Source organism: Arthrobacter parietis (assembly GCF_039530425.1).
Lineage (GTDB): Bacteria > Actinomycetota > Actinomycetes > Actinomycetales > Micrococcaceae > Arthrobacter_D > Arthrobacter_D parietis.
The window spans coordinates 439,259-464,351 of record NZ_BAAAON010000003.1; the positions used below are offsets into that span (position 1 = coordinate 439,259).

The 25,093-nt window shown below is 65.7% G+C and carries 27 protein-coding genes; 4 read left to right on the plus strand and 23 right to left on the minus strand.

What is annotated here, in order from left to right; translation table 11 throughout:
- The first annotated feature begins 35 nt into the window (after positions 1-35).
- Complete coding sequence (locus ABFX19_RS14190; RefSeq protein WP_346028670.1) at positions 36-1,589, plus strand: LTA synthase family protein; 1,554 nt, start codon at positions 36-38, stop codon at positions 1,587-1,589.
- 92 nt (positions 1,590-1,681) lie between these two features.
- Here the strand turns inward: ABFX19_RS14190 and ABFX19_RS14195 are convergent, their stop codons facing one another.
- From ABFX19_RS14195 to ABFX19_RS14240, 10 genes are all read right to left on the minus strand, one after another.
- Positions 1,682-2,734 (minus strand): S66 family peptidase, encoded by a 1,053-nt coding sequence (locus tag ABFX19_RS14195; protein ID WP_346028671.1) that lies wholly within the window; start codon positions 2,732-2,734, stop codon positions 1,682-1,684.
- A 45-nt stretch (positions 2,735-2,779) separates the two neighbouring features.
- The gene (locus ABFX19_RS14200) at positions 2,780-3,646 is read right to left on the minus strand and encodes a glycosyltransferase family A protein (protein WP_346028672.1); all 867 of its coding nucleotides are present in this window, start codon (positions 3,644-3,646) and stop codon (positions 2,780-2,782) included.
- The gene (gene rfaE2 / locus ABFX19_RS14205) at positions 3,643-5,136 is read right to left on the minus strand and encodes a D-glycero-beta-D-manno-heptose 1-phosphate adenylyltransferase (protein ID WP_277357074.1); all 1,494 of its coding nucleotides are present in this window, start codon (positions 5,134-5,136) and stop codon (positions 3,643-3,645) included. The genes ABFX19_RS14200 and rfaE2 overlap by 4 nt, the downstream gene beginning before the upstream one ends.
- On the minus strand, positions 5,133-6,548 hold the full coding sequence (locus tag ABFX19_RS14210; protein WP_346028673.1) for an aldehyde dehydrogenase family protein: 1,416 nt from the start codon (positions 6,546-6,548) through the stop codon (positions 5,133-5,135). The genes rfaE2 and ABFX19_RS14210 overlap by 4 nt, the downstream gene beginning before the upstream one ends.
- Before the next feature lie 100 nt (positions 6,549-6,648).
- Positions 6,649-7,584 (minus strand): Rieske (2Fe-2S) protein, encoded by a 936-nt coding sequence (locus tag ABFX19_RS14215; protein ID WP_346028674.1) that lies wholly within the window; start codon positions 7,582-7,584, stop codon positions 6,649-6,651.
- A gap of 94 nt (positions 7,585-7,678) precedes the next feature.
- Entirely contained in the window at positions 7,679-8,599 is a 921-nt protein-coding gene (locus tag ABFX19_RS14220; RefSeq protein ID WP_346028675.1) for an NAD(P)/FAD-dependent oxidoreductase, read from the minus strand.
- A gap of 39 nt (positions 8,600-8,638) precedes the next feature.
- A complete protein-coding gene (locus ABFX19_RS14225; protein ID WP_277359873.1) occupies positions 8,639-8,884 on the minus strand; it encodes a hypothetical protein in 246 nt (81 codons plus the stop codon).
- A complete protein-coding gene (locus ABFX19_RS14230; RefSeq protein WP_346028676.1) occupies positions 8,881-9,489 on the minus strand; it encodes a Rho termination factor N-terminal domain-containing protein in 609 nt (202 codons plus the stop codon). Before ABFX19_RS14230 ends, ABFX19_RS14225 begins: the two co-directional genes overlap by 4 nt.
- A gap of 22 nt (positions 9,490-9,511) precedes the next feature.
- On the minus strand, positions 9,512-9,856 hold the full coding sequence (locus tag ABFX19_RS14235; RefSeq protein ID WP_277359875.1) for a DUF8129 domain-containing protein: 345 nt from the start codon (positions 9,854-9,856) through the stop codon (positions 9,512-9,514).
- A gap of 6 nt (positions 9,857-9,862) precedes the next feature.
- Entirely contained in the window at positions 9,863-10,072 is a 210-nt protein-coding gene (locus ABFX19_RS14240; RefSeq protein WP_277359876.1) for a hypothetical protein, read from the minus strand.
- 166 nt (positions 10,073-10,238) lie between these two features.
- On the opposite strand from ABFX19_RS14240, the gene ABFX19_RS14245 reads away from it, so the two are divergent.
- Positions 10,239-10,436 carry a YegP family protein gene (locus ABFX19_RS14245; RefSeq protein WP_277359877.1) on the plus strand — a complete coding sequence of 66 codons (198 nt, stop codon included), beginning with the start codon at positions 10,239-10,241 and terminating at the stop codon, positions 10,434-10,436.
- Between the two features lie 27 nt (positions 10,437-10,463).
- On the plus strand, positions 10,464-11,657 hold the full coding sequence (locus tag ABFX19_RS14250) for a glycosyltransferase family 9 protein (protein ID WP_346028677.1): 1,194 nt from the start codon (positions 10,464-10,466) through the stop codon (positions 11,655-11,657).
- Here the strand turns inward: ABFX19_RS14250 and ABFX19_RS14255 are convergent.
- Genes ABFX19_RS14255 through ABFX19_RS14285 form a run of 7 tightly spaced genes read right to left on the minus strand, consistent with a single transcriptional unit; the run spans position 11,623 to position 18,335 of the window.
- Complete coding sequence (locus ABFX19_RS14255; protein ID WP_277359879.1) at positions 11,623-12,336, minus strand: SDR family oxidoreductase; 714 nt, start codon at positions 12,334-12,336, stop codon at positions 11,623-11,625. The genes ABFX19_RS14250 and ABFX19_RS14255 overlap by 35 nt on opposite strands.
- Positions 12,337-12,364: 28 nt before the next feature.
- On the minus strand, positions 12,365-13,765 hold the full coding sequence (locus tag ABFX19_RS14260) for a PfkB family carbohydrate kinase (protein WP_346028678.1): 1,401 nt from the start codon (positions 13,763-13,765) through the stop codon (positions 12,365-12,367).
- Positions 13,762-14,445, minus strand: a complete 684-nt coding sequence (locus ABFX19_RS14265; RefSeq protein ID WP_277359895.1) for a D-sedoheptulose-7-phosphate isomerase — start codon at positions 14,443-14,445, stop codon at positions 13,762-13,764. Before ABFX19_RS14265 ends, ABFX19_RS14260 begins: the two co-directional genes overlap by 4 nt.
- Complete coding sequence (locus ABFX19_RS14270; protein ID WP_346028679.1) at positions 14,442-15,758, minus strand: glycosyltransferase; 1,317 nt, start codon at positions 15,756-15,758, stop codon at positions 14,442-14,444. The genes ABFX19_RS14265 and ABFX19_RS14270 overlap by 4 nt, the downstream gene beginning before the upstream one ends.
- Positions 15,755-16,756, minus strand: coding sequence for a glycosyltransferase (locus tag ABFX19_RS14275; RefSeq protein ID WP_346028680.1), 1,002 nt, complete (start codon positions 16,754-16,756; stop codon positions 15,755-15,757). The genes ABFX19_RS14270 and ABFX19_RS14275 overlap by 4 nt, the downstream gene beginning before the upstream one ends.
- Positions 16,753-17,814 (minus strand): glycosyltransferase family 9 protein, encoded by a 1,062-nt coding sequence (locus ABFX19_RS14280; protein ID WP_346028681.1) that lies wholly within the window; start codon positions 17,812-17,814, stop codon positions 16,753-16,755. Before ABFX19_RS14280 ends, ABFX19_RS14275 begins: the two co-directional genes overlap by 4 nt.
- On the minus strand, positions 17,811-18,335 hold the full coding sequence (locus tag ABFX19_RS14285) for a D-glycero-alpha-D-manno-heptose-1,7-bisphosphate 7-phosphatase (protein WP_346028682.1): 525 nt from the start codon (positions 18,333-18,335) through the stop codon (positions 17,811-17,813). Before ABFX19_RS14285 ends, ABFX19_RS14280 begins: the two co-directional genes overlap by 4 nt.
- A 119-nt stretch (positions 18,336-18,454) precedes the next feature.
- Here ABFX19_RS14285 and ABFX19_RS14290 point away from each other — a divergent pair, with 119 nt between their 5' ends.
- The gene (locus tag ABFX19_RS14290; protein ID WP_346028683.1) at positions 18,455-19,420 is read left to right on the plus strand and encodes a glycosyltransferase family 9 protein; all 966 of its coding nucleotides are present in this window, start codon (positions 18,455-18,457) and stop codon (positions 19,418-19,420) included.
- Between the two features lie 6 nt (positions 19,421-19,426).
- On the opposite strand, the gene ABFX19_RS14295 is transcribed toward ABFX19_RS14290, so the two are convergent.
- The 6 genes from ABFX19_RS14295 to ABFX19_RS14320 form a co-directional block, all read right to left on the minus strand.
- Positions 19,427-20,248: a sigma-70 family RNA polymerase sigma factor gene (locus ABFX19_RS14295; RefSeq protein WP_346028684.1), complete on the minus strand. Its 822-nt coding sequence runs from the start codon at positions 20,246-20,248 to the stop codon at positions 19,427-19,429.
- Positions 20,249-20,395: 147 nt separating this feature from the next.
- Positions 20,396-20,845 (minus strand): SRPBCC family protein, encoded by a 450-nt coding sequence (locus ABFX19_RS14300; protein WP_346028685.1) that lies wholly within the window; start codon positions 20,843-20,845, stop codon positions 20,396-20,398.
- Positions 20,846-20,895: 50 nt separating this feature from the next.
- On the minus strand, positions 20,896-22,464 hold the full coding sequence (locus ABFX19_RS14305; protein WP_346028686.1) for an MDR family MFS transporter: 1,569 nt from the start codon (positions 22,462-22,464) through the stop codon (positions 20,896-20,898).
- Positions 22,461-23,084, minus strand: coding sequence for a TetR/AcrR family transcriptional regulator (locus ABFX19_RS14310; RefSeq protein ID WP_346028687.1), 624 nt, complete (start codon positions 23,082-23,084; stop codon positions 22,461-22,463). Before ABFX19_RS14310 ends, ABFX19_RS14305 begins: the two co-directional genes overlap by 4 nt.
- 161 nt (positions 23,085-23,245) lie before the next feature.
- The gene (gene purU, locus ABFX19_RS14315) at positions 23,246-24,187 is read right to left on the minus strand and encodes a formyltetrahydrofolate deformylase (RefSeq protein WP_346028753.1); all 942 of its coding nucleotides are present in this window, start codon (positions 24,185-24,187) and stop codon (positions 23,246-23,248) included.
- A 4-nt stretch (positions 24,188-24,191) separates the two neighbouring features.
- Positions 24,192-25,093: L-serine ammonia-lyase (locus ABFX19_RS14320; RefSeq protein ID WP_346028688.1), on the minus strand; the 902-nt coding region annotated here is incomplete at its 5' end.

Sequence of the window (25,093 nt, forward strand, 5' to 3'; positions counted from 1 at the left end):
GCGGACATCCGAGCTGCGAAACGCGAGGGGTTGCCGTGCTCGGCTCAATTCTTTCAGTAACCCGGCGGGCTGGCGCTTTTCTTGGCCGCACGTGCATCTACGCGCTGATCTGGGCGGGCCTCGCACTGCTCATCGCTGCTGCCATCATTCGTTCCCACTGGGGCGAAATCTCCGTTGGTCAGATGCTGCTGAACCTCGTCTCCGTGGAAACCGACGGCGGTGGCGGCCCCATCATCTGGATCGCCGTCCTGGGTATCGGTGTAGTTCCGCTGCTCATCACCGCCGGGATCGCACTGTGGCGCTACGCCCGGCATCGTAGGCGGCGGAACAAAACGGCGGTCATTCCGCCGCGATCGCAGTGGATCATGAACACTGTCTCCGGCGTTCTGGTGGCCGGGCTGGTTGTCGCGGGCACCACGTCCTTCGCCAGCACGGTCAGCCTGTGGGATTACATCAAGGCGGCGAATTCGTCGTATGACATCGGCAACTACTATGTGGAGCCGACGGTCACCGGCGATGCGCTCAAGCGAAACCTGGTGTTGATCTATCTTGAGTCCGGTGAGGGCACCATCGCGGATGACCAACTCTTCGAGAAGGACGCATTCGCTTCGCTCAAAGAGGTCACCAAGGCTTCAGACGGCTGGCAAAGCGTCGAGAGTTTGCGCGAGTACAAGGGTGGTGGCTGGACAATGGCCGGCCTCGTTTCGACGCAGTGCGGCATCCCGTTGAAGGGCACAAGTTCCGCCATGGGAAGCGGCGCGCTGAACAGTCTCGGCGGTGAAGTCGACACCTATCTGGGTGGGGCTACCTGCCTGGGCGATCTTCTGGACGAGCAGGGATACAAGAACGTTTTCCTGGGCGGCGCCAATGCTTCATTCGCCGCGAAGGACGTCTTCCTGAGCAGTCACGGTTACTCCGAGATCAAAGATCTTTCCGACTGGCGCGCAGCCGGTGAACCAGAGAACAACTTCCGCAGCGACTGGGGCCTGAGCGATGAACGCCTGATGGCCTACGCCAAGGATGAGATCGACGTGCTGCACGCCGAGGCGGAGAACACCGGGCAGCCGTTCAACCTCACAATGCTGACGCTGGACACACACGCCCCGCTGCACGTCTATGACTATTGCGACGTGGACACGGAGAACGCGACCACCTCGGTGTTCGCCTGCTCCATGACCCAGGTGGCCGGATTCGTCGACCACATGAAGGAGAAGGGCTACCTTGACGACACCGCCGTGGTGATCATGGGCGACCACCTCAAGCAGTTGACTACCGGCGACCCCTTTGAGGACCAGTTAAGCGGGAACGACAACCGCACCATCTTCAACCGGATCTGGATCCCGGGAGCGGACAGCAGCACCATCGTGCGCTCCGAAATGGACCAACTGAGTCTGTACCCAACAATTGTGGAGGTGGCCGGCCTTACGCTCCAGGATCAGGAGGCAGGCCTGGGCGTGTCAGCCTTTGCTCCATCGGTGTCCGCTGACTCAGCGCAGGCGATGAATCCTGATGCCTACGCTGAGCTGCTCGACGCGGCCTCTGCGCAATTCTACGCAGAGGCCTGGGCCGGCGAGCCGGCCATCGAGTAGCGCCGGGGTCAGCATTATCGCGGTTAAGCGGCCCGGGGAGAGGCCTACGCCGGCCCTGTCCTCAAAACCTACCTACCAAATCGATCTGACTCCTACTTATAGAGGGCGCTTATTGTGCGGGCGGTTCCGTTCATCGTGATCCGTCCGCCGTACGGCAGGATCCACTGTGGTCGCGTATGTCCGAAGGGCACGCCGGCGCAGACTACCGCGCGCGGGTTGTATGAAGCCACCTGCTCGATGACGGCGTCGTACTGAGCCGCCCGTAACCCCGCGCGTTCCCGCCGCTCAGGGCGGGCTCCGAAGTCGCTGGTGGGAGGCCGTGCAAGCAGAACCCCTTCAACTGCTTCGAGGATGCCGCGTTCCCCCAGTCCCCGAACCCATCGTTTCACCCAGTCAGCGGGAGGGATCAGCTCGCTGGTCTCCAGCAACAGTATTGACCCGCGAAGATCCGCGGCTTGCGGTAGGCGATCTGCCAAAGCGAGCTGGTCGATGACCTCCAGGCAACCACCCCAAGTCCTCCCCGACACCATGCGTTCGGGTCCAGCCCATGTCCACGCTTCGGTGGGCTCCCGCTCTCCGAACTCGACAAGGGCAGCAGGGTCTTGCCAATCGAGTCCGAAGTCCTCAGATTCACCGGGCTCGACGATCTCCAGCTCTTCGCCCGTCATCAGGGCAGCCGTCAGAGAGGCAAGGTGGATGCCGTCAATATGAGGTCCCGGCCCGAGGTGTACCTGAGTCGACCCGCCGTAGAAACCCGACACGCCCTGCTGCCACAACCAATTGAGTAGGTTCGTATTGTCGCTGTACCCAAGGAAGATCTTCGGATCGGCACGAACAACGGCTGGATCCAGCAGTGGGATGACGGTGATCTGGTCGTCACCACCGATCGTCGACAGAATGGCACGAATGCTGGTATCAGCGAATGCCGCATTGATGTCTGCGGCACGAGCTTCAGCTGTCGCCCCGAGCAGGCGAGTCGTGGGGAACTCCACGGGAATGAGCCCAGTCGCAGCGGCCAGGCGGCTCATTGCCTGCTCATGAATGGCCGGCGCGAAGCCTGGTGCCGCAAACGAGGGCGACAAGACCGCAACACGGTCACCCTCGATGAGCTTCGGCGCCGACACAATTTCCCCCGTGGCAAGCATCCCGCAATTCAAACACAGCAGCGATCGGTCTGGCGTATGCCTGACCTAAACCCCATCAACACCGAGCACGACGTCGGCCGCATCCGTTTCGCGGTGCGGGACGGTAGTGGGCGACTCCAGATGCACTGCTCCTGACGGCAGGATTCCGGCGCCGCCGTACCGTTCCATCACGCGCCACTGAGCGGCAACATCCTCGCCTGCATGGTCAGCCGGCAGCTGATCCCAGAATGCAAACCCTCCGCACTCCACCAGTGCTTCCCGGTTGAAGAGGACGCATCCTCCGACCCAGGCCACCTTGTACAGCCGCCAGTCCTCCCGCGCGAGGCTAAGCTCCGCCGCAGCGTGGGTGAGGTTGGCGGCGTTGTGCAGCGCCCACCGGCCGAAAGACGGGTCATCCCGCCGAACCCGCTCAGGGCGAACAGCGCGTTCCCACAGCTCAAGCGGTTCAAGCTCATGCTCCCGATAGTCGTCGAGGAAGGACAGCCCCTGCACCGCAGCGCCCACGAACCCGCAGCCGGCTTCATTCAGGGCGGCGTGCATGCGGGCAATCATTCCGGGTTCGAGCCAGACGTCGTTATCCAGAAACAGCACCTGGGCCGCACGCGAACGCTCCAGCAGGATATGCCGCTGCTGCGCCACTCCGCGTCGAGGCAGATTCCGCTCGAGAGTGACCGGCCGTCCCTGCGCGCGAAGAACCCGCACCATTGCGGCCACCGCGGGTTCCTCCCACACCGGTTCCCCGTCGGTCTGGTCACTCAAAATGACCGAGAAAACGGGGCCGTCCTGTGCCGCCAGGCCCGAGAGCGTGACAGCCAACTCTGCCGCGCGGCCGTAGGAGGGGATCAGCACGTCCAGCGCGGGCTCTTGGGAAGGAGCCGGCCGCCCCCACTCCCCTGACCAGCGGCGGCTCATGGTGCAGCAGTGGGAGTGGTGCGGATCTTCTCGACCATCGCCGTCGTCGAACGCTCGGGAACGTAATCGAGAATCCGGACCACTCCCCCGCAGCGCTCCACGACAGGCGCCTCTTCCAGCATCTGGGACGAATAGTCCCCGCCCTTCGCGTAGATATCCGGCCGTAGCGCCTCAATGAGCGGCACCGGGGTGTCGGTGTCAAAGGCCGTTACATAGTCGACACAGCTGAGCGCCGCAATGACCCCCGCCCGGTCGGCGAGCGAATTGATAGGCCGGTCCGGTCCCTTCAGGCGACGCACGGAGTCATCACCGTTGAGGGCCACAACCAGCACGTCGCCCAACTGCTTGGCCTGCGTCAGGTAGCGGGTATGGCCGCGGTGGAGAACGTCGAAGCATCCATTCGTCAGTACAATCCGCCGGCCTTGCTCCCGCTCTGACTCCACCCGCTGCAGCAGTTCATCCAGCGGCAGGGTTGTCGAGGACAGATCACCCAGGTACTGCGCAAGATCAGCAGTGGAACACACCGATGTTCCAGCCCGGCCCACCACAACGTCCGCCGCAGCCTGCGCCAGATCGAGCGCAGCGCTCATCGGCATTCCCGCGGCACGCCCGGCCGTCAGGCAGGCAACGAACGTATCTCCGGCCCCGGACGCCTGTTTCTCCGAGGCGGGCCTAGCCCACGTCCGATGCGCCTGACCCTCCGCAGAGAGCAGCACCGTTCCGTCCCGATCCAGCGTCACGACGACGGCGCCCGCACCCGTCGCTGCGAAGAGCTCCTCACGGCGTTCGGTCACCAGCGCAACCCGTTCTTCCGCAGCGGTGGGCGGGAAAGCGGTGCCCAACAGCCGCGCCGCCTCCTGGGCGTTCGGCGTAACGATGGCCGGCGACAAGTCTGACCAGGGCCGCGGGTCATGCGCATCCACCACGGCGAGCGCCCCGCCAATGTGCTCCCGCAGCGCTTGCCGCACGGCCGCGCCCAGCGCTCCCGTGCCATAATCACAGACGACAACGGCGGCACTCCCGTGCAGTGCGGCAGGAACCGCCGCTGCCAGCGCGGCCACGGTATCCTCGGGCGGCTCGCCGTCCTGATCGTCAAGGCGCAGCATCACCTGGTCGCCGCCGATGATGCGGTTCTTGGTGGTTGTGCGAACGCCGGGCGCGGCGATCAGTCCGGAGGTGTCCACCCCGGCGTCATCCAGCAGCGCGCGCAGGCGGGCTCCGGCGTCGTCGGTTCCGACCAGGCCAACCAGACGCACGCTGGCGCCGAGAGCAGCAAGGTTCATGGCTGTGTTCGCTGCGCCGCCTGGAGCGTGATCCCTGCGCTGCACGTCGACGACGGGTGCGGGAGCCTCCCGACAAAACCGTTCAATGGTCCCGGTCCACCAGCCGTCCAGGATAACGTCGCCAACCACGGTCACGACCGGTGCCACACGGGCAAGCTCGATGGGCACCCGCTCGGTGAGGCCACGGGTCTCCGGCAGCGTAGTCATGATCCGGCGGACTTTCCCGGCGCTTCGATGTGCACTACCTTCACCCTGCAGAACTCGTCGAGCAGTTCCGGCCCATAGCCGAAGCCCTGGCCGCTCTCACCGCGCGGCTGTGCAGAACCGCCCGGAGCGCCACCGAAGACTGCGTTGACCTTGACCGTTCCGGCTGGTAACGCAGCAACTGCCTTCTGCGCGTGGGTGATGCTCGCGGTCAGGACATTCGCTGCCAGACCGTACTTCCCCGCAGCGGCGAGTTTGAGCCCCTCGTCGAAGCTGCCCACGCGCACCACAGGAGCCACCGGGCCAAAGGTCTCCTCCGTCATGATGTCCATCCGGTCACTGCAGTTCAGCAGGACAGTCGCCGGGTAGTAGGCGCCGGGACCGTCCGGGATCACCCCGCCCTCCGCCGGATTGGCTCCTTCAGCCACTGCTGCCTGGACCTGAGCGTGAACAGCATCGCGCAGGCGGCGGTCAACGAGCGGCGCGAAAGTTCCGGACTCGTTGCGCCGTCGTGCTTCAGTGACCAGCGCGGCACAGAACTCGTCTGCAATCGCGTCCACAACGTAGATGCGTTCGACGGCGGTGCAAATCTGTCCGGTATTGCTGAAGGCGCCGATAGCGGCCTGCTCCGCTGCCCAGGCCGGGTCCACGTCGTCGTCAATCAGCAGCGGATCATTGCCGCCGTTCTCGCGGAGCACATGTGCGCCGGTGAGCACCGCAGCACGCGCAATGCGGGCGCCGGTGGCGCTGGAGCCAACGTGAGCGAAGACGTCAACGCCGTCCTCCGAGGTGAGCATTGATCCGACCTCGGGACCTCCGGTAAGGGTGGTCAGCACACCAGCAGGAAAACAGGGCGACAGGAGCTCGCCGAGCAGCTGGCCCACGTGCGGACAACGTTCGCTGGGCTTGTGCAGGACAGTGTTGCCGGTGACCAGGGCTGCACCGAGCAGTCCCGCAGCAACAGCAACCGGGTCATTCCAGGGAGTAAGCAGCACCGCCACGCCACGCGGCTCCGTGACCGTGTAGTCAGAGGCGAGTGCGGACCCGCGGAGGCTGTGGCCGCGATGCAGCGGCCCCAGCTCGGCACACTGCTCAAGGGTGGAAGCTCCGGCCTCAATGCCGGCAAGGGCCTCCTCGCGCGGCCGTCCGGTCTCGCTGCTGTTCAGCTCTGCCAACGTGCCCGCACCCGCGCGCAGTGCGCCGGCTGCGGCTCGAACCATGGCTGCCCGCTCCGCGGGTGCCGTCGCGGCCCACTCCGGATGCACGGTCCTGGCGAGCTGGACGGCGAGCGCAACCTGCTCTCGCCCGACACTTTCGAGTGTTCCTACGGTGCTGCCGTCCCGCGGGTTCCGGATGGTCAGGGCGGACTCCTCGCCGACGCTGCCGCGGGTCATGGTCTGGGGCTCGCTCGTCATTGCGCTCCTTCGTCTCGCAGCTGTTGCTTCGTGCCAGAGAAGTACCCATTCGGCGGCGGTTTACACAGCCTCGACAACGCTTCTGCGTCAGAGTGGGCGGTCAGGAGCTGCTTCCGCCACCATTCAATCCCGCGCTACCGGTCACCGGTTCGGTCCGGAGGCTGCCGGGATCGGCAACCGCCCGTACCTGGACCCGGCCGTCTACCGCGCGCACCTCGAAAGCCCGCTGCGGCCTGGTTGCAGGGCCCCGGTCGATTTGCCCGTCCGCCAACCGGAAGCGGCTGCCGTGCCACGGGCATTCCACACAACCATCCACGATCGTTCCCTCATGGAGTGGTCCTCCGCGATGCGTGCAGCGGTCGGAGATCGCCCGCACCTCGCCGTCATGGCGGACAAGCAGCACGGCAACTCCACCGGCGTCTACACATACCGGCTTGTCGCTGACATCCTCGAGGGCGGCAACGTCGGTCCAGTCCGGCGACGCAACCTCGAAGGCCGTGGTGTCGGTGCCGACGCCGCGCGCGTAGGCGAGGTGCCCGCCGAGCCAGCCGGATGCTGACACGAGACCCATGCCGAGCGCCGCCGTCAGGACGCCCGCACCACGTGCCTGAGTGGCGCGCGCAGCGGCGCTGGCGGTGAAGACCCCGAGAGCCGTGATGTTGAGGGCCGCGTGGACAAAGCCGACCCGGCGCTCGGCTCCCTGGGTATCTGCCCAGTCGCTGAGCCCGGTCAGGGCCGTCGGCAGGGCGGTGAGGTTTCCGAGGATAATCAGCCGGCGCGCCGCCGTCGCACTCCCGCCGTCAGGTCCACCGGCCAGGTCAAGGAAGAAGGCTGACGCCCACGAACCCAGGGGGAGCAGGATCAGGATGGGGTGCGCCGGATGCCCGGTCCCGGTGCCGCTGAGAAGATTCTTCACGGGCCCGGGCTTCAACCATTTACCCACCAGGTTTGCGAGCGCGTTGGCCGGGCGGTCAAGGGCTTCAGCCCGTTCCACCCGCCCGATGATGTTATCCAGCGAAGCGTTGATGGTGGCCATGTCCATGGCAGCCACTCCTTCCAGACGGTGAACCAGCAGATAGTCCGACGCTAGCCCAGCCCCCCTGGAAGGGGAAGCAATAAGTACGCTTATTTTATGGAAGTGAGCTCCGGGCCTGAGCTACGTCATCCTCAATCAGCGCTGCGTTCACCGCCACTGCAAGCCGGTAGGAGTCGCCGGCGGCAACGATGACCTGGGCCGCCGGATCAGCAGCATTCCCGGTTGCCCAGATTCCCTCAACGCCGGTGCGGCCCAGTTCGTCGGTGGTGACACAGCCGTTCTCGGAAGTCCGGCAATCCGGAACCTTCACAATGGAAGTGTCAACGATTGCGCCCGGTTCATAGAACAGGGCGTCGCACGCGTGGAGTTCCCCGATCTCAAGCCGGACGCCGGTGAGGGATTCAGGACCGGCGACCAGCGCCCGCACGCGACCCTGGACAATCTTCACGCCGCAGGACGCCAGATCAGCCGCCGTTTCACCGTCAGGGCCTGCCATCTCATGGGTAAAGAGCGTGACATCACCGGAAAATTGCCGGACCAGCAGCGCCTGCTGAACTGAGGACCCGCCCGTTCCCAGGACGGCGAGCTTCCTGTCCCGGTACTCCCAGCCATGGCAGTACGGGCACTGGAACAGGCCCCGGCCCCACCGGGACTCGGCGCCCTCGACGTCCGGCAGCACATCCCGTAGGCCGGAGGCGAGGATGATGTGCCGGGCGGACAGCATCCGGCCGTCGTCCAGGCACACCCTGCGATCGGGGTAGACCTCCTCCGCCGTGGCGCCGATGAGCTCGACACCGTAGCTGTGAACCTCCTCGCGGGCCAGCTCAAGGAACCTGGCGGGCGGAACCCCATCGCGCGTGAGATAGCCGTGAATATGCTCCGCCCGCAGGTTGCGGGGTTTCCCGGAGTCGACGACGGCGACCCGCCGCCGCGCACGCCCCAGAAGGAGGGCGGCACTCAGGCCGGCCGCACCGCCACCGATAATGACGACGTCGTACGTGTTGTCCGTGTTCACGCGACGCGCCGTCCCGTGGCCGGCCACGCTCCGGGCGCCTTAGGTGGAGACGTCATTCTCGATGTCTTCGGCGAGATCATCGACCTTCTCCGGCCGCAGGTGCACTCCGGCCTCGTCCAGCCTTTCCTCGAGCACATGGGTCACGTCATCCTCCACATGACCGAGCCGGATTTCGGAGCGGACGTCCTCTGCCACCGCTTCGACGGTCTCTTCCTGAGTCTCAGTCTCTTCCTGGGTCTCTGCGGGATCAGTGCTTGTCTGTCCTGCGTCGGGATCAACGCTCACGCGTCCTCCCTCCCCGGATTCTCCAGCCGGAAGAACGTCGACTGATTGCCGTCGGTCCTGCTCTCCTGATAGATGAAGTTGAGCTGCCGCTCGTCGAACGTCTTGAACCACTCGTCCCAGCTGACGTGCCGGAGGTTGCTGTCATCCCCTCCGAAGTCGAAGCGGAGGACGCCGAGGTGGTCATCATGCTCGGTCCCACCGACCGTTGCCGGTACACCTCCACGTTCTTCCGCCCATTCCTTGATTACTTCGTGGTGCGTGGTGACAAGGCTGCGCCCCTCGCGCTCGGGTTCCTCATCAGGAGAGGTGACTTCCTGGGAGTACTTCAGGGACTTCGAGGATTCGGGTCCCCGGCGGATTTTCCCGCCGTCAGGGCCGGCCCCAAGGTCATCTTCGGAACCGGAGCCTTCACCGCTGCCGTCGCCGCCGCTACCGGAACGGGCTTCGGAGAGAGCTTTGACGAGTTCTTCCTTTTTCATTCCTGAGACGGCGCCGACGCCGGCCTCGCGTGCTTCCTCGCGCAGTTCATCAACCTTCATCTCCCGCAGGTCGCTTTCGCTGACATCCGGGGTGTTGGGGGTCTGGTTACCTGGTTTATCTGCCATGACGAGATACTCCTTCCTGAAATCAGCGCGGCTGGGCCGGGTTGGTGGGCACTCCCTGCGACGGCGGATTCACCGGCGGGCCTGATGTTTCCGGGCTCACGGGCGAACCACTGCTGCTGCTGGTCTTCTCCGGAGTGCCAGGATTTTCCGGTCCGCTTGGTACCGCGCCGTTGCGCAGTGCGTCCAACCTGTGCTCAAGGACCTGCACAATGGGAAGCCTGTCTCCGTGTGCCCGTTCATACTCCAGGAGCTGGGAGACAGCCTCCTCATCGAGTCCATTGATGCGCGTAGGCAGGGTTCCCAGCGGGAGATGGTCATAGTCCGGCAGGGGAAGGTCTTCATGCCGAGGAGAGTTGCTCTGCGTCATGGGTTATCACTCCGAAGGTTCAGTGGCTACGTCCGAGGGCTCTTCACTACCGCGCGAGTCGTCCTCAAGGTCATCGTCAATACCGTTGTTGTCGTCGAACTCGGTTTCTTCAACTTCTTCCGGCGAGTCTCCTCCGCCCGGATCGTCACATCCGGTCAGCAGCACGGCGCTGATACCCGCCGCAGCTGCGATCGCCCATAGCTTCTGCTTTGCCATGACCAGTCTCCTTCCGCTCGAGGATTCGGGGGTGGACCACCCTCCATCAATCAACAGTATGCTTACTACTTTCCTCTTGTCGATGCTTGTCAGCCTTCCCCTTGATAAGCAGGCTGATAATCTACGATGAATAAACGCCAGACACCGCGTAGCAAGGGACTTTGAGATGGCAGGCAAGTTCGAGCTCTACTTCGATGATGCGAAGCGTTACCGGTTCCGACTGACCGGAGACGACGGCGCAACCCTGATGACGAGCGAGCCGTACAGCGACAAGCCCACAGCTGTGTCCGGGATCAACGGGATCCGCGACTGCGCATCCACGGCGCTGATCGCTGACCTGACCGACGGTGACGAAACCGAGTAGCCGTCCTACCCAATCCCGGAGGTGACAATGACCAACAGCCTGGCAGCGAACCGGCAATCCGCAGCAATGGGCTCGGGCGTCGGCCCGCTCCTGGACCCGTTCCCCAACGTCGAGCGCATCGCCGTCCTTCGGGGCGGGGGCCTGGGTGACCTGATGTTTGCCTATCCCGCCCTCAGCGCCCTTTCCGCGGCGTATCCGGAAGCGTCGATCACCCTGCTCGGAGTTCCGCTGCACGCAGAGCTCCTTCGGAACAGGCCCGGTCCGGTCGCTGAGGTGGAAGTCCTTCCGTACGCTTCCGGAGTCCGCCCCGGGCTTGAGGACGGGAAGGCGACCGCCGACTTCTTTTCTTCCATGCGCTCCCGCAGTTTCGATCTCGCGGTCCAGATTCACGGCGGAGGCCGCAACTCCAACCCGTTCCTCCTGAAACTGGGCGCCCGGCATACCGTCGGAACCCGTACGCCGGACGCGGTCCAGCTGGAACGCAGCGCGCCCTATGTCTACTACCAGAACGAGTTCCTGCGGTCCCTTGAAGTGGTGGGCCTGGCGGGAGCCGCACCGGTGTGCCTTGAACCGCAACTGACGGTCACTGAGGAAGAAACGGCTGCCGGGCAACGGATTACGGGCGCCGGAACGCGCCCGCTCCTGGTGATCCATCCGGGTGCCACCGATCCACGGAGGCGGTGGCCGGCGTCGTCGTTTGCCAGGGTTGCGGCGTGGGCTGCACGCGACGGCAGTGACGTGGTGATTGTGGGCGACGACGGCGACGCCCCCTTGGCAGCGGAGATTGTCCGGTTGGCAGGGGGTCACCACAGAGATGGTCACCATGCAGGAGTTCAACCCGGAACTGAAGTCCCGGGTATCCGGTCCCTGGCCGGACAACTGTCCCTCAGCGAGCTCACCGGCGTGCTGTCAGTAGCCACCGTTGTTATCGGTAATGACAGCGGACCACGGCACCTGGCCCAGGCGGTCGGGACGCCTACAGTCGGGATCTTCTGGGTGGGCAACGTCATCAACGCCGGCGCCATGGGGCGCGTGCTGCACCGCGTGCACCTCGCCTGGGCCACCAACTGCCCGGTGTGCGGCGTGGACGTTACGCAGGTGGGCTGGACCGCTGAACGGTGCGAGCATGATGACTCGTTTGTCCAGCAGATCCAGCCCGACGCCATTTACGACGACGTCCGGGACCTTACGGCCACGACCCCTCTTCTTCGTGGCAGATAAGCATCTGCCGGACCTCGCAGCCCCGCGGCTGTGACAGTGCGAACAGGATCGCGTCCGCCACGCGCGCCGGGTTGTTGAGCCGTGAGTTGTCCTGCGGCTTGTACTTCTCGTCCCGGTCATCGAAGAACTTGGTCTCCATGCCGCCCGGAATCATGGTGGTGACTCCCACCTCGCCTGCCATTTCCGCCGCCAGTGCATGGCTGAAACCGACCACTGCGAACTTCGAGGCGCAGTAGGCGGTCGCATCAGCGACAGCCCGGATGCCCAGGGTCGAGGCGATGGTGACCACGCGTCCGTGGCTCGTCTTCAGGTAGGGCAACGCGGCGCGGACGGTGGACACGGTCCCGGTGAGATTGACCGCCAGCACCTTCTCCCATTCTCCCGCCGCCACGTCCTCAAGCCGGCCGCAGCGATCTATGCCCGCGGCCGTGACGACGGCGTCCAATCCGCCGAGCGTATCGGCCGCCTGCTGCACGGCGCCGGTCACCGCCTCACGGTCCGCGACGTCGACCTCCAGCGCTTTCACGCCCGAGACAGTGCTGATGTCCCGGTCCAGCACGACGGGCGTGCCGCCGGCGTCGAGCACGCGGGCTACGATCGCCGCTCCCAGCCCGGATGCTCCACCGGTGACCAGGACGCGGCCCGGATTGAAGGTGCTGTTGCTTTCAGGAACAGACATGTGGTCCTCTCTGTGTTCTTTTACTTGGCTATCCGACCTCGGCGAGCGCCGCGGCCAGGGATGTGGTGGATCGTGCGGGTATATAGGGAACAGTGACGGTTTGCCCGCCCCACGAGCGCAGGAGTGCAGATTCGGGCAGCTCCGTAGCTGAGTAGTCGCCGCCCTTGACCCAGATGTCAGGGCGCAGGGCAGCGAGCGCCTCCTCCGGGGTGTCCTCGCCGAAGACGAAGACGGCGTCGACGCACTCGAGGGCGCTCAGCAGTTCCGCGCGGTCGTCCTCGCCCATGATGGGGCGTTGGCTGCCCTTGAGCCGGCGGACGGACTCATCCGAATTCAGGCAGACGATCAGGCAGTCCCCCAGGCGCCGCGCTGCGGACAGCGTGCGGGCATGTCCGGCATGCAGCAGGTCGAAGCATCCGCCCGTCGCCACCACCGTGCCGCCGGCTTCCCGGGTTTCGCGGGCAACGCGGAGTGCGTCGACAGCCGGGCCGTGGAGCTGCGTGGGCTCCGGCTCCTGACCGAGAGCGGAGACGCCGCCGCGGCTGAGGAACTCCGCGGCCCGCTGGACTGCGGCCTGCACTGCGTCCTCGAGACCCGCTCCCGCGCCGAGGGCCAACGCCAGGGTTGAGCAGAACCGGTCGCCGGCTCCGCACGGGTCCGCAGCTCCGATGGCAGGTGCAGGAACCAGATGCGGCAGCTCTGCGCCTTCACCCTGCCTGTGGAGGAGCGCCCCGCGCTCACCCAGCGTCACAATGACCGCTTTGCTGTGCCAGCGCCGCTCCAGGAGCGCTGCGGCGTCAGCTGCTTCCCGCACCGTGTCGGCCCTGCTGCCCTGTCCCGCTCCCGCCGCTTTGAGCGCTTCGCTGAGGTTCGGCGTCACGGCGGCGGCTCCGCGAACCGGGGCGGGTCCCGCTGGATGCGGATCCCATACCACCGGGATCCCGGGTGCGATCCGCTCCAGCAGCTCCCGCAGTTCAGGATTGGCGGCCAGCCCGCGCCCGTAGTCGGACACCAGTACGACGTCGGCACTTTCCACTGCGCGCAGCATCCCACCGGTCACCGGCGGTACCGGTGCTTCCGCGCACCCTTCATCGAACCGTACGATGGCGTGGCCGCCTGCCCGGATCCTCGTTTTCACCGGCGTGGGGGCGCCGGAGGGTCCGGTGACCAGGGGAATGTCGGTGAGCTCCGCGCGCAGGTGTGCCGCGGCGTCGTCGTCGGACAGGACCGTGACGAGTTCAACTGTTGTTCCCTGCCGGCCCTCCTGCACATCCTGGTGAAGCATGCGGGCCACCAGGCCTGCACCGCCGGCGCGGCGGCGGGCGGCGGCGACGTCAACCACGGGCACCGGAGCATCCGGGCTCAGGCGGCTGGCATCTCCCGACAGGTCGACGTCGAGGAGCACATCGCCCACGACAACGATCTTCATGATCCCTCCCCTGCCCGGCAGCGCCTTACCTCCGAGTCAAACGCCCTGCAGATGGCGTGGAGCGCGATGAGGTGGCCCTCCTGTGCGTTCGCGGATCGCGCCTCCACCGCTACGTAGTCATCGCACACAGCAGTAAGCGGGTTGGGGGCGGGACCGGTGAGCGCCCAGCTCGTGACGCCGATCTTTCGGGCCGCTTCGGCGGCGCGCAGCAGATTCGGGCTGTTTCCGCTGGTGCTCAGGAGCATCAGGACGTCGCCCTCCCGGCCGTGGCCCTGCACCTGACGCGCGAACATGTTCTCGTAACCGTAATCATTGGCGATCGCGGTGACCGAGGAGGAATCTGCGTGCAGGGAGATCGCCGAGAACGGTTCGCGGTCACCGTCGAACCTGCCTACCAGCTCTGCGGTGAGGTGCTGCGCTTCCGCCGCCGATCCGCCGTTCCCCGCCGCCAGCAGGCGCTGACCGGCCATGAGCCGCTCGGCGAGGTCCACCCCCCAGTCGGCGAGGTGGGCAGCCGAAGCCATCAGCGACTCCACCGCGGGAAGCACCTGCTGCAGATGTCCCACCACGGCGTCGAAGGCTCCGGATCCGGGAGCCGGCGCCGGAACGGGATGCGGCGGAACTGCGACCAGCGGCTGCCGGCGTCCGGGACGGACTGTGGCCAGGTATTCGGCGCTCATCGTGCGCTCCTTCCTGTGCTTTGTAGACGTGAACTGTGTGCAAGTGCTGCCGCGCTGCCCTGCTGCGCTCCCCGGCGGCCGGACTGGGAATGCCCGTTCGCCTGGTTGAGGGTGAGCTGGTAGGCCTTTTCGGTGTCCGCGGCAATGCGGTCCCAGGAATAGCGGGCGTTGACCCGGGCGAGCCCTGCCCGCCCAAGCTCCCGTGCTGCCTCCGGGTTCTCGATCACCTGGCGGATGGCCTCGGCGAGCGCACCCACGTCCCGCGGCGGCACATGCAGCCCGGTCTGGCCGTCCACCACGGTGTCGATCAGCCCTCCGACGGCTGCAGCGATCACCGGGACGCCGCAGGCCATCGCTTCGAGCGGGACAATGCCGAAGGGCTCATACCAGGGCGCGCAAATCACCGCATCGGCACTGCGCAGCAGCTCCGGCATCCGCTCGCGGGGCACCTGCCCCTCGAGTGCCACCTGGTCCGCAACCCCAAGCTGCGCTGCGAGGGCCAGCAACCGCTGGACTTCCGGGTCCTCTTCGAGGCGCTTGGCATCGCCTCCTCCACCGGCAATGACCAGTTCGACGTCGTGAATCCCGCCGTCCGCAAGCGTCCTGAGGGCGCGGATCGCCAGGTCGACGCCCTTGCGCGGAACCAGCCGCCCAACGCTCATGATCCGATGCGTTCGCCGGCGGGGGGCGGCGGGGCCGTCAGCACCGAACAGCGTGAGGTCCACTCCGCACGGCGCCACCGACACGCGGGTACCGTCGACGCCCATCGCTTTCAGTTCGAACACCTCGTCGGAGCAGGTGGCGATAACCCTATCGGCCTGGCGGCCCACCGAGGGTTCCAGCCAGGCGCGTTCCATCGGGCTGGTGTCCTCCTTGCCCTGATGCCGCCGTTTGACCGTCCCGAGTGCGTGGAAGGTCTGCACCACGGGGACGGCATAGCCCAGGTCCTCGCGCCGTGCCGCGTCCAGGGCCGCAAGACCGGACATCCAGAAGTGCCCGTGCACGAGGTCCGGCGGACGTGTTCCCCAGTCCGCTGCAATGCCGTCGGCAAGCGCTCCCATATAGGGCAGCAGCTCATCCTTGGAGATGGCGGCTGGCGGGCCGGCGTCGACATGGACGACTTCAAGTCCAGCGCCGGCCTGTACCCTCTCGGGCAGGTCCTCGCTGTCCCTCCGCGTGTACACGGTGATGGTGTGGCCCCGCCGTGCCAGCGCCAGGGACAGCGCGGCAACGTGCACGTTCTGCCCGCCGGCGTCCACCCCGCCGAGTGCTGCGAGCGGGCTCGCGTGCTCCGACACCATGGAAATCCTCATTGTGGTCTCCTCTCAGAAGCTGCAGGAATGCGCGTGCGTTCCGCTGTCTGGCCCAGAATCTCGTCCCATGCCTGAAGGAACGCCGGCAGTCCGTAGCGAGCAAGTGCTACCTCGCGGGCAACCTGTCCGCGGGCGTGGGCCTCGGAGGGGTCCTCCACAAGCAACCGGACCGCCGCACACAGCTCATCGACGTCGGTGGAGATTGCCCCTGCCTCCGGTGGAACGGCACGGGCCGCCTCGGTGGTAGCCAGCGCAATGACAGGCATGCCGAGATGCATGGCCTCAAGCAAGGCCAGGCCGAGCGACGTCCACCGCAACGGGTGGACGTACAGCCGGCGCCGCGCAAGTTCTGCGTGCAGCGCCGCCGTCGGCAGGTCCCCGCAGACGGTGAGTTCACCGGCTCCCAGGCCGAGTGCGTTCGGCAGTTCGGCGGTTTCCATACCGAAGACGTCGAGGGGAGCTGCGCGGCTGAACTGCGGAAGGAGATCGGTGCCGGTCACCCGGCCGCGCCGCACCGGCTCGTTCACGACGACGGCGGCGTGCGCCAGTTCTCCGGTGTAGAGCGGTCCCGGGTCCACGATGCCGTGTTCCACCACCACCGCGGGGGCCATGCCGTTGTCCCAGAAGAGCCGGTTGAAATGGGTGACGTGGACAATCGGGATCTCATTCTGCCCGGCCAGCGGGTGCAGCGTCGTCGGGATGTCACCCTTCGGCGTGTTGTGTTCGAGGAAAACCGCTGGAATGTCCACGCCCGGCCGGCATCCGAGCAGGCGTTCGACCGCCTCGAGCTCTTCGAGCCGCTGCAGGATCACCATGTCCGGCTCAGCTTCCCGCAGGTCCTCCGGCGCCACTTCGCGGACTGAGCCGGGCCAGTCCCGGCCGGCGCGCCCGAGTCCCCACGCACCTCCCTGAGGTGTGGTGGGCAGCAGGTACTCGTGGGAGCCGCGCACAAAGGCATCGGTCCAGCCGCCGTGAACGTGCCAGAGCAGTATTTTCATGCGTTCCTCGTTTCTCTTCTGCTGGCCAGCGACGGCACGCCGGCGAGCAGCCGCATCAGCGCGGCGAAGGCATCCTCAGGACTGACATTGGCGAGGCAGGGGTGGCCGGCGACCGGGCAGTCACGGGCGCGGGTCAGCTTGCAGGGTGCGTTCTGCTCCCCCAGCAGCTCTACCGGCACCCGGTACGGAGCCCACCGGATGGCCGGCACAACCGGGGAGAACAGGCTCACCACGGGGGTGCCAACGGCCGCAGCCAGATGAGCCGGACCGGTATTTCCGACGACGACAGCCCCGGCTCCCGCCAGCACGCCCGCCATGGTCTGAAGATCCGTTTGCCCGCCAAGGTCGATGCCGTCGGGGCCGGCTACCGTGGCCGTCAGTTCGCGCTCGCTGTTTCCTCCGGTGACCACCACGCGGTAGCCGGCGCCGATCAGCAACTCGGCGAGCGCCGCATGGTGCAGCGGTGGCCAGGTGCGGGCAGGAACAGCTGCGCCGGGGTGCAGCACGATATACGGCTGCTCTCCCACCAGGTGGGTCACATCGGGGACGTCACGCACATGAAGTCTGCCGTCGTCGTCGTCGGGCAGGTGGTGGCCTGCGGCAGCGGCAATCCGCAGCGCTCGCTCAGCCTCCGGCTGGTCCTCGGGGAAGTCCTCACCGGGCTTCAGCCGGACGTCCAGGAGGCTGCCCGCGTAGTCGACGGATGCACCGGTAATCCGCTGCACACCGGCCAGGCGCAGCAGCATCGCCAGCGGCAGTGGCGACTGATGGAACGAGGTCAGGATGACGGCCTCCGTGATGCCCGCCGCCGTCACAGCCTCCTGCAGGACATTCAGGTGCTCGTGCGTGACCTCAGGCGCCGGCGCCGTGATCCAGGGACAGTCCCAGACAAGAACGTCGGAAACTCCCGGGAGCAGCCGTGCGCCCGCTGCACCCTGCGGACCGCACACCATGACGACGCCGGCAGGCTGGCTCGCGGCGACCGCCCGGACCGCCGGCCCTGCCAGGAGAACATCGCCCACGCTGTCCAGCCGGGCAACGAGGGTGCGGCCGCTCATGCGCTGCCCCGCAGGAGAGTGACCGCTTCGGCGAGGGTGCCCGCAACGAGCGGTGCGGCGTCGATTTCTTCCTGCCGGGTGACCGGCGTGGGAACCAGCACGCCGGTGGCTCCCGCGGCGGCGGCCGCCTCGACGTCCGACCCGATGTCTCCGATGAAGGCAACTTCCGAAGGGTGCAGTCCCAGCCTTTCGCAGGCGCGCAGGATCATGCCGGGTGCCGGCTTGCGGCAGGTGCAGCCGTCGTCGGGTCCGTGAGGGCACAGTTCCCAGAGATCGAACGGGCCAAGAACGGTTTCGACGCGCTCGTTGACTGCGTCCACCTGAGCCGCTGTCAGCAGACCGCGGGCAATGCCGGACTGGTTGGTGAGCACACCCAGCGGCACTCCGGAGGCGCGAAGGCCGTCCAGCGCTTCCTGCGCTCCGGGCATCGCGACAACCTGCTCGGGATCACCGTTGTACGGCACATCAACCACGATGGTGCCGTCCCTGTCGAGGAGAACGGCTTTGGGCTCGCTTCTCATACAGGCACAGTTCCCTCCGAAGCACGAACCTAAACACTTCTCACCGGAGAAGTTCTTCCCGCGGGTCGGGACTCCTCTACCGCGTCGGGCCGACCCGGCTTTCTGGCAGGATGAAGATCATGCTGCCTGACACCGCCGTGGAAGCACTTGAGCCGGATGGACGCCCCGAGGTGCTGGCGCTTCGTGCACTGAAACTGGGAGACCTGCTGGTCGCGGTGCCCGCTCTGCGCGGGCTGCGGCGAGCCTTCCCGGATCACCGCATCCTGTACGCCGCGCAGTCCTGGCTCGAACCGATCGTCGGGCTCACCGATGCAGTGGACGCGCTGCTGCCCACCCACGGGCTGGATGAGCCGCTGGCGTTGCGCCCGGGCAGGGTGGAGGTCGCGGTGAACCTCCACGGGAACGGTCCCGAAAGCCGCGGGAGGCTCGAGGCGCTGGAAGCAACACGCCGGATCGGGCATCAAGCACCCGGCTGGTCCGGCCCCGAATGGGAGGACGGTGTCCATGAGAGGTATCGGTGGGCGCACCTGGTGAGTGCGCACGGCATCGAGGCAGACCCGCTGGACTATCTCCTCCGGCCGCCAGCTGTCGAAAGCCCGGCACCGGGCGCGGTTGTCATTCACGTCGGCGCGGCCTATGGGAGCCGGCTCTGGCCGGTCAAGCGGTTTGCCGACGTCGCCCGTTCCCTGTCGGATGCAGGGCACCTGGTGCTGTTGACCGGCAGCGCGGCTGAGCGTCCCCGGGCGGAGGCAGTGGCGCAGACGGCCGGGCTTCCGGACGAGCAGGTAGTGGCCGGCCGGTTGGGGTTGCTCGAGTTCGCCGCGTTGATTGCTTCAGCTGAGCTGGTCATCTCGGCGGACACGGGCGCAGCGCACCTCGCCTCGGCGTACGCGCGGCCGTCGGTGGTGCTGTTCGGTCCTGCCCCGGTAGCGGAATGGGGCCCACCGCCGGGTCCGCACCTTGTGCTCACGGACGAGTCGGTGCGCCGCGGCGAAACGTTCGCCACTGACCCGGATCCTGCGATTCTGGCGGTCACCCCGGAAGACGTTCTGCGTGCCGCAGCGGAGCTGGGTATCCGGAGCTAGACCGGCTCAGGCAATGCTGGCAGCCCGGTCCGGTGCCGTCATCTTGAGAACGGGAGAGGGGTCCGCGCGGTGAGGACCGGCGTCGTCGAGAAGGCGTTTTTGCAGCTTCACGAGAGTCCGGGCAAGAAGACGTGAGACCTGCATCTGGGTCATCCCCAGCCGGCGGCCTATTCGGTCCTGAGTTTCCTCATGGAAATACCGCCGGTACAGCAGCTCCTTCTCCCGCGCAGAGAGTTCGTGAACCACAGCACGCAGGGCGAGCACGTCGTCGGTATGGGCGAACGGGTCATCCTCGGCAGGCAGAATCTCCGCCCAGCCCGGTCCCTCCGCGGACGTGTCAAGGGACTCGGGCCGCTGGCTTCCACCACAGCTCAGGGCTTCGGCCACTGTTGCCGGATCCTTCTCGAGGTGTTTGGACAGTTCGGTGAGGGAGGGCTCCCTGCCCAGGCGCTGGGCAAGCTCCGAGTCAGCCTTGGCGGCTGTCGACTTCAGGTCCTGGAGTTCCCGCGGCGGGCGGACCATCCAGCAGCAATCCCGCAGGTAGCGCTTGACTTCTCCCCGGATGGTCGGCACCGCATAGGCTGCGAAGTCGATGCCCAGCTCCGGGTCGAAGCGCTTGGCCGCCTTCATCAGGCCCAGATAGGCAACCTGGCAGACGTCGGCGGCGTCGTTGGCAAACGGAGAAAATCCGCGCGCGATTGCTTCAGCAAGATGGAGGTGCTCAAGTGCAATCCCCTCCTGCATTGCACTCTGCAGCCTGCTATTCCCTCGGCGGTTCGCCGGAACGTTGCGGGAGCTGACACTCCGGGGGCGGGCGGCTGTGCGCATGCTTTCACCTCTTGTCGAAGAGCTGGGGCAGTTCTTCTACAGAAGAACATAAGCATGCTGACTACCGCAATGTATTTATCAGATCGTTATCTTAAAAATCTTCTCATCGTTTCTCCGCTGCGGTATTGACTACTTCTCCTTGAGCCCCTATGCGCGGGGACCTGCGGTGACGTACCGCTCGAGGTTCTCAAGCGTGCGTTCGATCGATTCCGGGTGGGCCCTCGTGAATCCCAGCAACCTGAGCACGGGCTTGCCGGGAACAGCGCGGGCGTCCCATTCCTCCGCAACCAACGTGCCGCCGTCGTGCTCCTGAAGGGTGTAGCGCCAGATATGGCGGGCAAAGTGCCGCCAGGCAATCCGCTTGCCCTCCTCGAATTCGACAACCGTGTTGAGGATTTTGTAGGGCGTCCCGATCTTCATGTCCATTCCGAAGCGGGCGCCCGGAGAGAGCCGCTCCGGGCCGTTGGGCTGAACACCTGTGACGGTGCCTGAGCCGTCAATCACGCTGTGCAACGCGGGCGTGGCGAGCACGTCGAAGATAGCGGCAGCAGGGGCGGGGATGAAGCGCTCTCGGCGGATCAGGTAAGGGGTAGCCATGTGTTCATTCTGCCCGACGCCGCCCTCGCGAAACGCCCGGACGCGTCGGGCTAACGCGAGAGCTGCTCTACCGGCTCAGGCGGGAGGCCGGCGTCTCGCTCCACCTTTGTGTCCCGCTCGATGACCGTTGACAGCGCCTTCTCGTGGACAAACGCGAGGAGTACTGCGGCGATCACACCGAGCGGTGCCATGTAGAGGAACAGCGGGGTCAGTGCGTCGTTATAGGACTGGATGATCGGGGACTGCAGGGCGGCGGGCAGGGCGCTGACCAGCTCGGGAGTGAGCGAGTTCGCTCCTCCTTCCAGCGCAGCGCCACCCGCGGGGAGCCGCTCCAGCAGCAACTCCCCCACCCGCGCGGTGAAGAGGCTGCCCACCACCGCCGAACCCAGGGTTGCACCGATCTGGCGAAAGTAGTTGTTAGAGGCCGTCGCCGTGCCCACCACGCGGTTCGGGAACGTGTTCTGGACGATCAGCACCAGAATCTGCATGCTCAGGCCCAGCCCGGCACCCATGATGGCGATGTACACGCAGATCATCCAGACCGGCGTGGTCGGACTGATGGTTGAGAGCAGCAGCAGCGCCACAGCGACACCGAGCGATCCGACAATCGGCATCCACTTGTAGCGGCCGGTCTTGCTGACGAGAATTCCAGAGCCTGTGGAGGTCAGGATGAGCGCACCCATCATCGGGATCATGAGCAGGCCTGCGTTGGTGGCACTGGCGCCGGTCACCATCTGCAGATAGGTGGGCAGGTAGCCGATGGCGCCGAACATCGTGACACCGATCAACAGGCCGCCTGAGGTGGTGAGGACAAAGTTCCGCTCCCGGAACAGGCTAATTGGCAGGATCGGCTCCTTTGCCCGCCGCTCCACAGCGACGAACATCAGTCCCGTCACGACAGCGAGGGCAAACAGTCCAAGGATCGGCGCGGACAACCACGGATACTCGGTGCCGCCCCAGGTGCCCACAAGCACCAGCGACGTCGTTGCAATAGCGAGCAACACCATCCCCGCGATATCCACGTGTGGATGCACCCGCTCGCGCGCGGGCAGGTGCAGGAAGAACAGCACTACAACGATGGCCAAAACACCCAGCGGCATGTTGATCCAGAACATCCACCGCCAGCCCGGACCTTCGGTGAACCAGCCGCCCAGCAGCGGGCCGGCCACTGATGCGAAGGCAAACACGCCTCCCATGGCACCCATATACTTGCCGCGCTCCCGGGCAGGAACGACGTCGGCAATGATGGCCTGGGAGAGGATCATCAGCCCACCGCCGCCGAGACCCTGAACCGCGCGTCCGGCGATGAGCCATTCCATGTTCGGCGCAAGCCCGCCAACGATCGATCCCGCCATGAAGATTGCAATGGCAAAGAGCAGCAGGCTTTTACGGCCGATGAGGTCACCGAGCTTGCCGTAGATGGGCATCACGATGGTCGCAGCCAGGATGTATGCGGTGATGACCCAGAGCATCTGGTCCACTCCGTTGAGCTCACCGACAATCGTGGGCAGCGCAGTGCTGAGGATCATCTGGTTCAGGGCGGCGAGCAGCATGGAGAGCATCAGGCCGACAAAGAGCAGGAGCAGCCCTGATTCCTTGCGTGGGACGGTAGTGGTCATCGAATTTCCTCAAGAACTTCCCGAAGCAGCGCGGTGGCGCCGGCAAGAGCGGAGAACTGGTTGTCAATCGTGGGTGAATCGGCGGTTTGCTGGAACGCGTAGCGCATGGGGGCTCCAGCCACGAGGACAATCATGCGCGCCACGTCTTCAGCGGAATTTCGGCTCAGCGCGGCCTGCCAGCGACCGGAATCAGTCAGCGAGGCGGCAACGACGTCACGCACCAGCTGCTCCACGCGCACGAAGTAGGCGTATCGGCGCTGGCGCAGGAACGGATATGCGGTGAGCACGTCGATGCGGCGGCTTGCCTCCCTTTCGCCGCCCTCGGTGGAGTGCACCACAGCCATCAGCAGCCGCGAAACCTGCTCCAACAGGTCATGCCCGGGAGACAAGTCTGCGATCAGCTCTTCGTCGATCCTCGGTTCCTGCAGCCCCAGAATCGCGTCTTCCTTGGTGCTGAAGTAGTTGAAGAACGTCCGTGGCGACACGCTGGCGCTGGCAGCGATCTGCTCGACTGTGACCGCCTCCGGTCCACGTTCGAGCGTGAGGCGCGCTGCGGCGTCGTGCAGTGCGGTCCAGGTCTCGGTGCGCTTGCGTTCACGCAGCGAAATTAGTTGACTCACCGAACTATTGTGGCATAGGAAGGAATTCTGCACAACTGCAACGTTGCAGTACTGCAAACCCAAGAACCCCGCAGGAGGGAGCAGACAACCGTGGAATTCAACACTCCAAGCGTTGTCTATCTGCGCACCCGGCGGGGCTCTATAGCGACGACGACGGCGCGCTACCGGAGCAGGACCGTCCGGTTGTCGCGCAGGATCACGCGGCCTTCACAGTGCCACTTCACGGCATTGGACAGCGCCCTGCACTCGGTGTCCCGCCCGGCGGCCACTAATTCCTCCGGGCCGTAGGTGTGATCGACCTCCATCACCTGCTGCGAAATGATCGGACCCTCGTCCAGCTCACTGTCCACGTAGTGTGCCGTAGCTCCGACGGTTTTGACTCCGCGCTCGTACGCCTGATGGTACGGTTTGGCCCCCTTGAAACTGGGAAGGAACGAATGGTGGATGTTGATGGTGCGTCCGGTCAGCCGGGTGGCCAGTTCGTCGCTGAGTACCTGCATATAGCGAGCGAGGACCACCAGTTCAGCGTCGAGCTCGTCGACGAGTTCAAGCAGCCTCGCTTCTGCGGCCGGCTTGGTCTCGCGCGTCACCGGGATATGAAAGAACGGGATTTTGTGCCACTCCACCAGCGCCTCGTGGTCCCGGTGGTTGGACACCACCGCAACGATCTCGATAGGCAGTTCCCCGCTTGCCGCCCGGAAAAGCAGGTCGATGAGGCAGTGGCCGAACTTGGAGACCATAATCAGGACCCGCCGCTTTGCACCGTGCCGATGAAGCTCCCACCGCATTCCGAAACGTTCGGCCAACGGCGCAAAATCAGCCCGGAACCGCTCCTCCGCCTCTTCTGCGGCGGGCGTTTCTCCCTCGATGCCGACGCCGGCGTCAGCTTCAACGCGGCGCGCGACATGGAGGCGCATAAAAAAGTGCCCACGGCACCGGTCCCCGAACTGCTGGTTGTCCACGATGTCGTAGCCGTGTTCCAACAGGAACCCAGTCACGGCATGCACAATTCCCGGTGCTTCTGCACAGTCGAGGGTCAGCACGTGCTCGATAGTCGTTCGCGCCTCAACAACGGGCGCCTGGAGGGGGCTCGTCAGCTTCATCATTTCAGCACTCCGTCACATTCACGGCGAGACCGCCGCGGGAGGTTTCCTTGTACTTGGATTTCATGTCGGCTCCGGTATCCCGCATGGTTTTGATGGCCTGATCGAGCGACACAATGTGCCCGGCGTCCCCGCTTAGCGCCAGGCGCGCAGAGTTGATGGCCTTGATGCTGGCGATGGCGTTCCGCTCGATGCAGGGCACCTGCACCAGCCCGCCCACAGGGTCGCAGGTGAGCCCGAGGTTGTGCTCGATCCCCATTTCAGCAGCCTTCTCAACCTGCTCCGGGGAGCCGCCCAGTACCTCACAGAGAGCGCCGGCGGCCATTGAACAAGCGGAGCCCACCTCACCCTGGCAACCGACCTCCGCGCCAGAGATCGAGGCATTTTCCTTGAACAGTATCCCGATCGCCGCCGCCGTGAGCAGGAAGCGGATGACGCCGTCGTCGTCGGCCCCTGGCACAAATTTCATGTAATAGTGCAATACCGCAGGGACAATTCCCGCGGCTCCATTGGTGGGCGCGGTGACGATGCGCCCACCCGCCGCATTTTCCTCGTTGACGGCGAGCGCAAAGAGGTTCACCCAACCCATGGCACGCAGTGGATCATTCTCGTCCGCAGCCTCGGTCAGCTCCCGCAGCAGCTGCGGCGCACGACGCCGGACCTTCAGTCCCCCGGGAAGGGTTCCGTCAGTGCTACAGCCGTTTGTCACGCACTCCTGCATGACGGACCAGATGTGCAGGAGCCGGTTCCTCAGTTCCTCCTCGCTGCGCCAGACCAGCTCATTGGCTGCCATCACACCGCTGATGCTCTTGCCCGTCCGCGCGCATTGCTTCAGGAGTTCCGCTCCCGTTGTGAAGGGGTACGGCAACACCGTGTCATCGGAACTGATCCGGTCAGCACCGGCGG